This is a genomic window from Pseudoflavonifractor hominis (assembly GCF_014288125.1).
Classification (GTDB): Bacteria; Bacillota; Clostridia; order Oscillospirales; family Oscillospiraceae; genus Pseudoflavonifractor_A; species Pseudoflavonifractor_A gallinarum.
This window is the reverse complement of the sequence record NZ_JACOPR010000016.1, coordinates 1-11,627: the sequence shown is the minus strand read 5'-3', so window position 1 is coordinate 11,627 and position 11,627 is coordinate 1. Positions and strand designations below refer to the sequence as shown.

The 11,627-nt window shown below is 51.1% G+C and carries 15 protein-coding genes and 1 pseudogene; 9 read left to right on the top strand and 7 right to left on the bottom strand.

Annotated features, from left to right (window positions below; genetic code table 11):
* Positions 1-136: 136 nt before the first annotated feature.
* The 7 genes from H8S34_RS14620 to H8S34_RS14590 form a co-directional block, all read right to left on the bottom strand.
* Positions 137-541 (bottom strand): hypothetical protein, encoded by a 405-nt coding sequence (locus H8S34_RS14620; RefSeq protein ID WP_186964398.1) that lies wholly within the window; start codon positions 539-541, stop codon positions 137-139.
* A gap of 71 nt (positions 542-612) precedes the next feature.
* A complete protein-coding gene (locus tag H8S34_RS14615) occupies positions 613-1,578 on the bottom strand; it encodes a restriction endonuclease PLD domain-containing protein (protein WP_186964397.1) in 966 nt (321 codons plus the stop codon).
* Positions 1,579-1,640: 62 nt separating this feature from the next.
* A complete protein-coding gene (locus H8S34_RS14610) occupies positions 1,641-2,123 on the bottom strand; it encodes a hypothetical protein (protein WP_186964396.1) in 483 nt (160 codons plus the stop codon).
* Positions 2,124-2,192: 69 nt separating this feature from the next.
* Entirely contained in the window at positions 2,193-2,444 is a 252-nt protein-coding gene (locus H8S34_RS14605; protein ID WP_186964395.1) for a hypothetical protein, read from the bottom strand.
* Positions 2,438-2,899: a very short patch repair endonuclease gene (locus tag H8S34_RS14600; protein ID WP_186964394.1), complete on the bottom strand. Its 462-nt coding sequence runs from the start codon at positions 2,897-2,899 to the stop codon at positions 2,438-2,440. Before H8S34_RS14600 ends, H8S34_RS14605 begins: the two co-directional genes overlap by 7 nt.
* Positions 2,900-2,909: 10 nt before the next feature.
* Positions 2,910-4,595 carry a Z1 domain-containing protein gene (locus tag H8S34_RS14595; RefSeq protein WP_243208046.1) on the bottom strand — a complete coding sequence of 562 codons (1,686 nt, stop codon included), beginning with the start codon at positions 4,593-4,595 and terminating at the stop codon, positions 2,910-2,912.
* Positions 4,596-4,759: 164 nt separating this feature from the next.
* The gene (locus H8S34_RS14590; protein ID WP_186964393.1) at positions 4,760-5,932 is read right to left on the bottom strand and encodes a restriction endonuclease PLD domain-containing protein; all 1,173 of its coding nucleotides are present in this window, start codon (positions 5,930-5,932) and stop codon (positions 4,760-4,762) included.
* A gap of 662 nt (positions 5,933-6,594) precedes the next feature.
* Here H8S34_RS14590 and H8S34_RS14585 point away from each other — a divergent pair.
* The 9 genes and pseudogenes from H8S34_RS14585 to H8S34_RS14545 all read left to right on the top strand — a co-directional run.
* Positions 6,595-7,269: an alpha/beta hydrolase gene (locus H8S34_RS14585; protein ID WP_186964399.1), complete on the top strand. Its 675-nt coding sequence runs from the start codon at positions 6,595-6,597 to the stop codon at positions 7,267-7,269.
* Positions 7,270-7,422: 153 nt separating this feature from the next.
* Positions 7,423-8,331, top strand: a complete 909-nt coding sequence (locus tag H8S34_RS14580; protein WP_186964392.1) for a helix-turn-helix transcriptional regulator — start codon at positions 7,423-7,425, stop codon at positions 8,329-8,331.
* 1 nt (position 8,332) lies between these two features.
* Positions 8,333-8,653 carry a TfoX/Sxy family protein gene (locus H8S34_RS14575; protein WP_186964391.1) on the top strand — a complete coding sequence of 107 codons (321 nt, stop codon included), beginning with the start codon at positions 8,333-8,335 and terminating at the stop codon, positions 8,651-8,653.
* 2 nt (positions 8,654-8,655) lie between these two features.
* Positions 8,656-9,285 (top strand): GyrI-like domain-containing protein, encoded by a 630-nt coding sequence (locus tag H8S34_RS14570; RefSeq protein WP_186964390.1) that lies wholly within the window; start codon positions 8,656-8,658, stop codon positions 9,283-9,285.
* 12 nt (positions 9,286-9,297) lie between these two features.
* Positions 9,298-9,789, top strand: coding sequence for a GNAT family N-acetyltransferase (locus tag H8S34_RS14565; RefSeq protein ID WP_186964389.1), 492 nt, complete (start codon positions 9,298-9,300; stop codon positions 9,787-9,789).
* 12 nt (positions 9,790-9,801) lie between these two features.
* A complete protein-coding gene (locus H8S34_RS14560) occupies positions 9,802-10,236 on the top strand; it encodes a nuclear transport factor 2 family protein (RefSeq protein ID WP_186964388.1) in 435 nt (144 codons plus the stop codon).
* Positions 10,237-10,249: 13 nt separating this feature from the next.
* Complete coding sequence (locus H8S34_RS14555) at positions 10,250-10,807, top strand: DUF3795 domain-containing protein (protein WP_186964387.1); 558 nt, start codon at positions 10,250-10,252, stop codon at positions 10,805-10,807.
* A gap of 114 nt (positions 10,808-10,921) precedes the next feature.
* Entirely contained in the window at positions 10,922-11,206 is a 285-nt protein-coding gene (locus tag H8S34_RS14550; RefSeq protein WP_366486026.1) for an SRPBCC family protein, read from the top strand.
* Between the two features lie 73 nt (positions 11,207-11,279).
* Positions 11,280-11,399, top strand: a pseudogene (locus H8S34_RS14545) (helix-turn-helix transcriptional regulator); the annotation flags it as partial.
* Positions 11,400-11,627 lie beyond the last annotated feature (228 nt).

Here is an 11,627-nt window from a genome sequence, read left to right as displayed (position 1 = left end):
TTCTCCCGCCGGGCTTTTTCTTCCGGCGTGCGATTCTTTCTGGCCATATGTATAACCTCCTGTGTGATGCTTCTATTTTACACCACTCAGGAGGTTTACACATAATTTGAAGAAGTCTCTCTCCCTTTGTCTGTTCTCATATAAGCTCAATAACAATATCTGTAGGACTGGTCCAAGTGACCCTAACCTGATTTCCTATACCAGCACCAACAGCATAAAACCAGTCACCAAGTGCCTTGAGGTTTTTATCTCCGGCAAATTGTTTTGCATAAGGATCACCTGCATTACTGCATCCTTGTGCACGCAAAACACCCTCGAATAGGCCATCCTTGGATTTGCATCTAAACAAATTAGCCCCCAAAATATCGGCTTTATTTGTGCCGTTTCGATTCAGGATATTGAAAGCTCTGGCATACCGTTTTGGAATAGGAATATACCCCTCCCCATATATTATATCTCTCGAACCTGTGTAACGGTATTCGCCCCATTTCAAATGTGACATATACAGTGTAATCGTATAAGTATCTCCAGTCTTTGCCATGCTATTAACCTCCGTAGAATCAAATTAAATACCTCTACTTACTTAACGTTTGACGTTTCATGAAATACGCCTTATACAGAAAAGTCCATATAATATGTTTCTTCATCGAGTTTTATAAATATAACATCTGTTCTTCCATACCTGTCGAGATCTTCCCGTGTCACAAAATCACCATTTGCCAGTCCCAGGCGATTGCGGAAGTATTCACCCAAATCGCTGTTTCTGGCTGGAGTAGTGACAGCCTTGTCATTCTGCTGTTCAACACGGAGTATCAGCTGGTGCCGGTCATCTGTGATTGCAGTAAAATGCCGCTTTTCCAGAGGAAAAAAACCACTCTTTGCGATTTTAGAAGGCAGAGAAATGTAAGCCTCATTGGGATTGCGCCCTGGCCTCTGGCCCCAGTTTAAGCCGGATCGGACACCAGGCTCTCCTGTTCGTGTTATAAGGCTTAACGTAACCGCCTCATAGTGCACCTGTGCAGTATCAATACCTTCTATGAGTGCATTTTCTCGGTCAAGGACGGGATGAGTGGGATGGATCTGCACATATTCTTCTATTTCTGCATGATGGGCGTAGATGCTGCGGCTTATCAGTGACTGGTAATAACGCATAGCCTCTTCAGGATCACAGGTCTCCATGGTTTCTTGACGGTGATGCCCAACAAAGGAACTTTGGACAAAGTATGCCGAGCCAGCAAAAGCTTTTTGCGGAACGCCGTCCTTAGCCCAGATAAATAGGTTGGAATGCACAGCGGGGTCATCATAGATATAACTGCATTCCAGCTTTTGGATTTCCTGTGGTTTATCATCACGAATTAGCTGAACAAAGCCTTCGTGCACACTGACACTGATGCCATCAAACGGAACCATGCCGACCAGCAATGAGATTTTTATGGGTGTGCGGGTCTTGTGGTATAGGTTTTTTATGTACCATGACAACATGGTGGGAGTTGCATATCCAGATACGATGTAAAATTCATTAACATCTAATTCCAAGGGGTCAAACAACACCTCTTTTGATATGTCTGCAGTAATCATGCTGTACACCCCTCCTTCTCGCAAAGACACATATCGCTCTGTCGGAACAAATCCGTCATTTTCTATTTGTTACCAATCAGTTTTCTGGTCCAGGATGCCATTGTTGAGAGTATGCTGGGTTCACCTTTCGTCCCAGCATCCGCTTTCCCAGATCCCGTTTCATCCAGTTCAGAAGCCGTTAGAATCTGCACTGTTGTCTGTCCAGTATACGGGTTAAGAAACTCTGCAGTTAATGATTCTGGTGGCTCCTTTGTAGTAAGATGATGTACAAGATGATTTAGGTGTTTGTATAGATCGCTGAACTGAATTCCATAATTATCTGCCTGAAGAGTAGTATGCGTTCCAGGGATGACATTCCCCTTACGAAGCACTTTTGTAGTTTTACACTTGGAATTAAGTCGGCTTAAAGACACTGCTCCTTCATAGCTGACAAGGCCTGTTGGGCAATCAGCGATCCGGTCCCACGCCACAGAAAACATAACATAGAGATGCGACAGATTGTTGTCGCGCTGGCGGAATTTCAGCTTGTTCCATTCTATCAACATCCAGCGCCCGCCTTGCCGAGTCCCTTTTACATCAATCCGCCAGCCATTGATTACGGCGTCCTGACTATCCTATTGACCGCGCGGGTAATAGTTGAAGTCTAAGGGCACATCAATGTCGTAGTTTTCCTTCATCATTTTGCTGAATGCGACTTCTGCTATTTTCCCAATTAAGTTGTCCCTTGCAATTTCACCAGTTCGGCGAGGTTTTGTAGTTCGTTGACCAAACTCAATCGCCTGCTGATTCGGTGCACTTTTCTGAGCAAACTCAATGCACCGGTTAAGTTCATCCTGGGAGAGCCGGATATTTTTCACATTTAACATAATGTATCATCAGCATTCTGCGCAGTGCTCCTCTCCTTCCCACCAGCAGATGTAATTGCATTTTTCACCTCATCAACACATTCGACGAGGTGCTTCCTTATCTGCCATTCCCAAAAGCGAAGGACAACCCATCCAGCCTCTTGCAGCTGGGTGGTAACCTCTTTGTCTCTTTGCATATTTCGTTCGATTTTGGGAACCCAATAGTCCCGATTCGACTTAATGCGCTGGTTACGGTTTTCCCAGTCATATCCGTGCCAGAAATCCGAATCACAAAATACTGCAATTTTATATTTCGTAATTGCGATATCAGGCTTGCCAGGCAATTTTTTGTAGTTTTTTCGATACCGAATACCCTCTTGCCAAAGAGCTTTCCGCAGAAGAAGCTCAATGCTGGTATCCTTGCTCTTTATTGCCTGCATATTCTTTCTGCGCTGCTCCGGAGTCAAATCATCCATAAGCACACACTCATTCGACAGATTCTTCGCCAGAATCTTTTACATCATAATAAACCATATCGCTCGGGAGCTTTATATTTGGAATCCAAAGTTCCCTTCCTGCCCAGCCCTTGCGTCCGGTTACTTTGTACATGGTCAGCACAACGCAGTCTGCAAAAGAGCTTCCAAGGCTCCAATCGTTCGGAGACAGCAATGCACCGGTTCCCTTTGCTATGTCTCTATTTCTACGGACAATCAATATGCCTTGTGCAGAGGGCTTTTCCGAAAGCATTGCATCGAGTACGGAAACAAAACTGGACACATCAAAGTCTTCAGCAGATGTTATGTGGCTGAATATCTCCCTCATCAAGCGCAGGCCGACTTGGTAAGACGGCTCTTTTTCATCAAATGCTGCCAACAAATTGTCCAAATCTTCAATGCTGCTGTTATCTGGGTCAAAGGGATAGTAGTTTGTTCCGCCGGAAAGGGTAAACACTCTTTTGTTGTCAAGCACTGCCGCGCGAGTTGGATTCAAGCCTTCAGGATAGTAAACCTTAATATTTTCTGCGCCTTTTTCAACTTGAGAAATAATCGAATTATTTGTGGCATTTATATCAGAAAACAGTTTATAAAGTGGTTCATCGATGTAGACTTTCATCATGCCAGGATCACGGTCATATCCGAACATTCGGCTGTGCTGCCACATGGTATCTGCCTGAGGTTTTTTACTGGTTCTGGTGTAATAAATTGTGTGGAGCGCTGGGAAGGTAACGCCACGCCCAAGCGTATTTCCGCCGATCACAATATTGGAGCCAGAAGAATACTCAGAACTGTCTACATCGTGCTTTCCGTTCATGACCAAGATCTTTACTTGGTGGTTTTCCAAAAGCTTCTTTGCTGATAAGAAAACAGACTCAAAATCCACTTTATCTGCTTTCTCTGGATGAAGCGCTTCGTAAGCCGTTTTTAACTCCGCGCGAAACTCATCATCAACATGTTCCAGACACCATGCAAGCTCTGTCTGCATGGATTTTTCATACCTTCCGTGTACAGCTTGTCTAACGCTGGGATGGAGCAAGCAGTTGCACACACTCCCGCCAGAGGCAATGATCTGACCGGAAACTGCCATATGATGAACCACGACACTGCGTTCAGGATTGGGTGTTTTTTCAAGAAAAGCAACAGAGTTAGCAATTCTATTCTTAGGGAAAAAGAAATCCCCGCCCAGATAGCCGTCTCCCGGCTCGAAGTAGTAGGTAAAATAGGGGTGCCAGCCGGAAGCCATAGTTTGAAGGAAAATAGCCTGGGGCGTACCAGTAACCTGAAGATATATACTGCTGGATGCTCCGTTTTTAATAGAGTCAAGATATTTGTTAATAGAGGATTGGCGGCCTTTATTTACAAGTGTGTTTAGGGAAGTAGCATCTGCCTCATCATCAACAATGAAAAGGGGGTTTCCCTTCATAAACCCTGTGGAAGCAAAAACATTTGCCCAGAGCCGCAGGATTCGTGCGTTCTTTTTTAGAACTATGATCACAGGATCCATAAGCCGGTTCTCAATGAAAAGGCCCGAATCATTTTCGCCGCAGATACAGAATCCTTTCAAATCAGCCTTGACCCGCTCAAGCGTCTGCTGCTGGAGGACAACATTGTCGGTTGTAAGCAGAACAAAGGCGGGGAAACCCATATCAGCGGCTTTGCAAATGATGCCGAACATCTGGCCCGTTTTTCCAGATTGCACATTTCCAAACAACAGGCCTATTTCGTGGCTACAGAATGAAAACCGGCTTATATGCCGGGTGCCAACCTCTTCCGCCGTTTTAGATATGGACTCCGCAAGACGGATGTTCCCCCGGTCAGTTATTGTTTTGAGATATGTCTTTAGGTACTGCAGCACTCAATAACCCTTTCCTCATGGGAAGCTTCAAAGGAAAGAAACCACACATCAAGAAGGTTTCCGTCCTCATCTTCCATCTTTTGATTTGTTTTGGTCAGTACGAGAGTATCGCAGCCATAAGCGGCCAGCATCTCTTTCGTAATCATTCCTTGGCGGTCATGATCAAGCTGGGTGTCATTGACAGGGGCGACAAGACCAGCAGCGGCCAGACGGCCTTTAATCCATCTGCCAAGAATCAGCTCATCTCCCACTGCGCTGAATTGCTTATTGCCGTCGCTTGTGGTATGAGCCTTAAACGTATAGCCATCGTCAGTTATGACATAAAAAGCTGCATTCTTTTCAGGATACCCAGGAAGCAGAGTTATGCTCTTGCTGACAGTGAGCTGGGTTTCATACCAGTCACGTGATTTTCTGGCGCTCCGAGGAGCCGCATAGCATACATTCAGGTTGGATTTTGTGTAGTGCTTTCCGTCATCCATATGGCGCTCAGCAAAAGCCGGAACCTTAATTGGAAGCACAAAAGAAATATCCGTTTTGTGGCGGTCATAAATCTCAACTTCTGCCTGAGGCACCTGATCAACAGTGTCCACTCCGGTCAAAGAAGTATTAATTTCGCGGATAAGCGGCATATCAGTAATGTCGGCTATGTCCGCGGAACACCTATTATCCGTGAGCTTTTCAATGAGGTCGGAAATTTCCCTGCATTCCGATGAATCGGTAGTCAAGCCAGATACTTCATACTGCCTCCGGTTCGAGGCATCTATTTTGATTACGCCCAAATTTGCTGATCCAATAATGGCAGCCTTTATATTCCCATCCTTACGGAATACATAGAGTTTGCCATGATACTTAAATGGCCGAACTGCACGGATGCTGCCGATGCCTGCGGCCTTCCATTTTTCATTAAGCGCCATAGCGGTTCGGTATGTACTCTCCGGCATACCCTCAATGTAATACATCCCCATAATGAGGCTGACATGATCAATATTATATTCAGAAATGAGCATATCCAGCTCTTCAAGAGCCGATTTTGAAACATATCCGACGGCAATATCTACGCTGTCGCATTCTGAAATAAGGTCATCAAAACAGGCGGCAATTGTAGTTTGATCTTCCTCTAATCCTAAAGGCAGAATATCCGAGTACAACAGCTTCATTCTGTCCGCATCCTTTCTTCACAGTACTATAACAGCCCCTCAACGGAGGAACTACTGGTAATTCTGCAGCCAAATACTTATTCTGTACCCTATAACACGCAAAAGTGCTCTACCAGTCGGCAGAGCACTTGACTTATACTGTCATACTGCCAAGGCATACAACAACTTCTGACAGCGTTGTGTATAATTTTAGCAGATTTGTGATTGGAACGCAAGGATACAGTAAAAGCAGATAGTTTGCTTTCTCTCAAACAAAATGCACATTTCTGTACAGAAGCTGCCGGTAGCTCTCATTTTCAGAGTATATCTCTTTAAGTTTTCACTTGCTTTCGTGAGAAAATATATAGTATGCGATTCCCGCAACGGTACAAAGACCGCGTTGGTTGTTCCAGAAAGCAAACAATGCGTGTAGACGGCGTGACAGTTCACTCTTCCTATCGTGGCTTTGAAGATGTATATTGAGTATATCTGCAATTCCAAAATACGAAAAAACTGATTGTCAGGTAGCAAGAAAACTATTTGGCTTTGACCGCATTCCGCTTCTCATTACTTAGAGTTTCGTTTAGAGTTCGTTAGAGTTCAGTTTAATATCATACCCGTCCAACAAGCAGGACTATTATGTGTGACGCCCCTCTCAAAATAGAAAGTGGATGATGAAAACGATGCATATCTTCTCAACACAAGGCAAAACCGTATCCATTTTCCTAAGTTTGGAAGCAAATGCCCCTATTATCTACCTCAACACCTTCTCCGGCGAAGGGCAAAAGGTATATGAGGCCGCGCAGGCTGCCGGCTGCCCGCCGTTCACGCTGGTGGCTATCAGCGATCTGGACTGGAACCATGATATGGCACCCTGGGACAGCCCGCCCGCTTTCAAAAACGCGGACCCCTGCACCGGCGGCGCGGACGACTATCTGCGGCTTCTGACCGGGGAGATCATCCCAGCGGCGGAGAAAGAGCTTGGTAGCGTTCCTCGCTGGCGGGGCATCGCCGGGTACTCGCTGGCCGGGCTGTTCGCTCTGTACGCCATCTACCAGACGGATCTGTTTTCCCGGGTGGGCAGCATGTCCGGTTCCCTCTGGTTTCCCGGCATGAAGGAGTACATCTTCTCCCGTGAGCCAAAGCGCTGGTCGGATTGTATGTACTTTTCTTTGGGAGATAAGGAGAGTAAAACCAAGAACCCGATCCTGCGCACGGTTCAGGAGAACACCGAGGAGATATGCGCTTATTACCAGCACAAGGGGATCGACACGGTGTTCCAGATGAACCCAGGTAACCACTTTGTCCAGAGTGTGGAGCGTACCGATGCCGGCCTTTGTTGGCTCTTGAACAGATAAGTTAGTTTCCTCCCACCGACCCGTATTCGCTGAATATACTTTTAACCGCAGAGCGAACGAAAGCCGCCCGGTTGCTTTCAAATCAAACATGACATACTGTTGTCCTGTTCCTATGGTATAATGTAGATAAAAGCAGGAAAGGCGGTGTAGCCCATGAAAATGGAACGGCTTATTGGTATCCTGTCCATCCTGCTCCAGCGGGAGAGGGTCACCGCCCCAGAGCTGTCGGAGCAGTTCGAGGTGTCCCGGCGAACCATCCAGCGTGACATCGAATCCCTCTGCCGGGCGGGCATTCCCATCGCCACTGCCCAGGGTGCGGGTGGCGGCATTTCCATCATGGAGGGCTACCGGGTGGATCGGACGGTGCTCACCGCCCCAGAGATGCAGGCCATCCTGGCGGGACTCAGGAGCCTGGACAGCGTCAGCGGCACCCGGCGCTATACCCAGCTAATGGAAAAGCTGTCCGCCGGGACGGGCGCTCTGGTTCCCAGCGGGGCCCACATGCTCATCGACCTCTCCTCCTGGTACAAGACCAGCCTGCCGCCCAAGATCGAGCTGATCCAGAGTGCCATCGAACAGCACCGCACCATCCGCTTCACCTACTTCTCCCCCAAAGGGGAATCGGAGCGCACGGTGGAGCCCTGCTATCTGGTGTTCCACTGGTCGGCCTGGTATGTGTGGGGCTGGTGCCGGAGCCGGGAGGATTTCCGGCTGTTCAAGCTGAACCGCATGACGGATCTCACCGCTGGGGAGGGCTTTCCGCCCCGGGCTACACCCCTGCCGGAGCTGGAGCCGGAGCGGCTCTTTCCGGCGAAGTATCAGGTCACCGTGCTCTTTGAACCCAACTGCCGCTGGCGGCTGGTAGAGGAATACGGGGCTGATCGCTTCACAGCGGAGCCGGACGGGCGGCTTCGCTTTACCGGCGGCTTTCCCGATGCGGACAGCGTCCTCAGCTGGGTGCTCACCTTTGGGGATAAGGCGGAACTGGTGGAGCCTCAAGAACTGCGGGAGGAGTTGGAAAAATTGGCCGAAACACTGGCCCATCGTTACAGGAGGGATTGAGATGGCCTCTCATCAGGACTTTGTGGACTATGTGGCCGAGCAGCTGCGGGAGGCCGGGACCATCCGCAGCCGGAAGATGTTCGGGGAGCACGGCCTCTACTGCGACGGCGTATTCTTTGCCGTCATCTGCGACGATCAGTTCTTTGTGAAGGTCACCCCGGCGGGCGAGGCGGCCTTTCCCAATCTGCCCAAGGCTCCGCCCTATGAGGGGGCCAGAGACTACATCTGGGTGGAGGATGTGGATGATCGGGACACCATGACCGCCCTCACCCGCCTGACCTGTATGGCGCTTCAGGAGCAGCCGAAAAAACGGAGGAAATGACCATGGCCTTTGACTACAAGAAAGAGTATAAGGAATTCTACCAGCCCCCCAGAACCCCGGGCATCGTCACGGTGCCCGCCATGAACTTTCTGGCGGTGCGGGGGCAGGGCGATCCCAACGAGGAGCACGGCGCCTACAAACAGGCTCTGGAGCAGCTCTACGCGGTGGCTTACACCATCAAGATGAGCAAGCGGAACCCGCCGGAGGGCTACTTTGACTATGTGGTGCCGCCGCTGGAGGGCCTTTGGTGGCAGGAGGGCGTCCACGGGGTGGACTATTCCCGCAAGGCGGATTTCCAGTGGATCTCCCTCATCCACCTGCCGGAGTTTGTGACCAAGGCGGTCTTTGACTGGGCCGTCCGGGAGGCGACGGAAAAGAAACAGCGGGATTTTTCCCAGGTGGAGTTCTTCCCTTGGGAGGAGGGCCTGTGTGTCCAGTGTATGCACATCGGCCCCTATGACGATGAGCCCGCCACCGTGGCGGCCATGGAGGCATACGCCAGGGAACAGGGCTATGGTCCGGATTTCAGTCAGGGCCGGTTCCACCACGAGATCTACCTGAGCGACGTGCGGCGGTGCCAGTCGGAAAAGCTGAAAACTGTCATCCGACAACCCATTAAACGGGCGGAGTGAGGAGGAGCCTCTATGGAAATCAGAAAACTGCACCCCAGCGACGATCTCTTTGCCGTCAGCCGGGTGTACGAAGAGAGCTGGCGGGAAGCGTATCGTGGACTGCTTCCCCAGGAATATCTGGACAGCATTCCGTTGGGGAAATGGGTTCCCTATCTGGAACAGGCCGGCCGGGAGTCACTGCTTTTGCTGGAGGAAGAAAAAATCGTAGGCACTGCCAGCTGCTGTGCCAGCCGGACGCCAGAGCTGGCAGGCTGGGGTGAGATCGTTTCCCTCTATCTTCTGCCGGAATACTGGGGGAACGGCTGGGGAAAGGCGCTGCTTACCGCCGCAGTGGAGCAATTGGAATCCATGGGCTATCAGGATTTCTTTTTGTGGGTGCTGGAGGGAAACCAGCGGGCCAGAGCTTTCTATGAGCGCATGGGATTCCGCCCCAGCGGAGCCTATGCGGAAGATGAGATCGGCGGGATGCCGGTGCGGGAGATCCAGTACCGCAGGGAACGGTAAGGAGGGCAAGAGATGAGCGATTCAGGATACAACCATCGGGAGGCACAGCTCCGCCGCTGGTTTTCCATGTGGCTGGACAAGCAGGATACGGGCATTGAGGATCTCTTCGCCCCCGACGCCGTCTACATCGAGAACTGGGGGCCGGAGTACCACGGCAGAGGGAAGGTCAAGCTGTGGTTTGACGAGTGGAACACCCGTGGCACCGTGGAGCGGTGGGACATCCGGCAGTATTTCCACAAGGGAGACCAGACTGTGGTAGAGTGGGCCTTCCGGTGCACCATGACGGATGGCACCGTCCAGAGCTTTGACGGACTCTCCCTCATCCGCTGGAACGAAGCGGGTCAGATCTGCTTTTTGCAGGAATTCGGGTGCAACGAAAATCGATACGATCCCTACGCCCAAGGGGACACCCCGGTGTTCAGGGAGGAACCGGCACTGTGGTTTTAACGGAGGGAGTGACATGAAAGGCTTGACCAGAGACGAGACCCGCTTCTCCCTGTGCGGTCTCAACTGCGCCCTCTGCTCCATGCATCTGGGCGGGTACTGTCCCGGCTGCGGCGGCGGGGCGGGCAATCAGAACTGCGCCATCGCCAAGTGCTCCCTGGCCCACGGCGGGGTGCCCTTTTGCTGGGAGTGCCCGGAGTACCCCTGCTCCCGCTATGACGGCTTTGACGATGGGGACTCCTTCGTCCCCCATCGGAACCGACAGCAGGATATCGCCCGTGCCCAGGAACTGGGGCTGGAGGCGTACCTCGCTCAGTTAGAGGAAAAGCACGCCATATTGGACGCACTTCTGGCGGGCTACAATGACGGCCGCCGCAAGACGCTCTTCCATACGGCGGTCTATCTTCTGCCGTTGGAGGAATTACAGTCCGTGATGGCTGACTTGGACAGCCGACCGGAGCTGGCCGGACAACCCATCAAGGAGTTGGCCCTTGTCGCCGTGGAACTGCTCCAGCAGGCGGCGGACCGCCGGGGCATCAGCCTGAAGCTGAACAAGAAAGCGAAGAAGGGGTGAGTTTATGCCGACTTCCAAGGTGAGCGTCCATTTCTCCTGCCCGGTGGAGCGGGTGTGGCAGGTGGTAACTGACCTTCCAACACTGCTTGGCGCAGTGACCTCAAACGGGTAGAGGTGCTGGACGAGACCCACTTCGTAGAACACACCAAAAGCGGCTACGCCACAAACTTCACCGTCACGGCCTGTGAGCCGCTCCGGCGCTGGGCCTTCACCATGGAGAACGGCAATATGTCCGGCTCCTGGGAAGGCATTTTTGAGAGTGCGGAGGACGGCACCCGGCTCCATTGTACCGAGACTGTCAACGCCAAGCACTGGTGGATGCGTCCCTTTGTACCCGGCTATCTGAGGCGTCAGCAGAGGCTGTACCTGGACGATCTGCGGCGGGAGTTGCAAAAATAGGGGCTGTTAGTTTGTGTTGCTTGCGGCAACGGGCCGCTTTGCCTACAATGGGGGCGAAAGGAGTTGAATCCCGATGCTCAATGAAAACATCAAAGCCATCCGGAGATCCAAGGGCCTCTCCCAACAGGAGCTGGCCGTCAAGCTGAACGTGGTGCGGCAGACCGTTTCCAAATGGGAGCAAGGGGTATCACTTAGATAAAGATACCACATCAATCCCACGCTGGCTTTTGCTCAACCGATACAGCCGGAGGGCTGGATAACAAGAAAAGGCGGTATGCGCCCCGTGGAGGGGGGTAGCGTACCGCCTTTTCTTGTGGGGGTTTCCAAAGGGGGCAACGCCCCCATTTGGCACACGACTTTGCGAAGCAAAGTGTAGTGTGTTATACGCTCTGTCGGCGTTGTCGTGAAAATGCCGTTGCCG

What these genes read in the sequence shown, in the direction of transcription:
- H8S34_RS14590 (WP_186964393.1), bottom strand. Translation starts at nt 5,932, where the DNA reads ATGAAGCTGTTGTACTCGGATATTCTGCCTTTAGGATTAGAGGAAGAT.
- H8S34_RS14610 (WP_186964396.1), bottom strand. Translation starts at nt 2,123, where the DNA reads ATGTTGATAGAATGGAACAAGCTGAAATTCCGCCAGCGCGACAACAAT.
- H8S34_RS14580 (WP_186964392.1), top strand. Translation starts at nt 7,423, where the DNA reads ATGAAAATGGAACGGCTTATTGGTATCCTGTCCATCCTGCTCCAGCGG.
- H8S34_RS14555 (WP_186964387.1), top strand. Translation starts at nt 10,250, where the DNA reads ATGAAAGGCTTGACCAGAGACGAGACCCGCTTCTCCCTGTGCGGTCTC.
- H8S34_RS14605 (WP_186964395.1), bottom strand. Translation starts at nt 2,444, where the DNA reads ATGTTAAATGTGAAAAATATCCGGCTCTCCCAGGATGAACTTAACCGG.
- H8S34_RS14620 (WP_186964398.1), bottom strand. Translation starts at nt 541, where the DNA reads ATGGCAAAGACTGGAGATACTTATACGATTACACTGTATATGTCACAT.
- H8S34_RS14565 (WP_186964389.1), top strand. Translation starts at nt 9,298, where the DNA reads ATGGAAATCAGAAAACTGCACCCCAGCGACGATCTCTTTGCCGTCAGC.
- H8S34_RS14600 (WP_186964394.1), bottom strand. Translation starts at nt 2,899, where the DNA reads ATGGATGATTTGACTCCGGAGCAGCGCAGAAAGAATATGCAGGCAATA.
- H8S34_RS14570 (WP_186964390.1), top strand. Translation starts at nt 8,656, where the DNA reads ATGGCCTTTGACTACAAGAAAGAGTATAAGGAATTCTACCAGCCCCCC.
- H8S34_RS14585 (WP_186964399.1), top strand. Translation starts at nt 6,595, where the DNA reads ATGCATATCTTCTCAACACAAGGCAAAACCGTATCCATTTTCCTAAGT.
- H8S34_RS14560 (WP_186964388.1), top strand. Translation starts at nt 9,802, where the DNA reads ATGAGCGATTCAGGATACAACCATCGGGAGGCACAGCTCCGCCGCTGG.
- H8S34_RS14595 (WP_243208046.1), bottom strand. Translation starts at nt 4,595, where the DNA reads ATGTTCGGCATCATTTGCAAAGCCGCTGATATGGGTTTCCCCGCCTTT.
- H8S34_RS14615 (WP_186964397.1), bottom strand. Translation starts at nt 1,578, where the DNA reads ATGATTACTGCAGACATATCAAAAGAGGTGTTGTTTGACCCCTTGGAA.
- H8S34_RS14575 (WP_186964391.1), top strand. Translation starts at nt 8,333, where the DNA reads ATGGCCTCTCATCAGGACTTTGTGGACTATGTGGCCGAGCAGCTGCGG.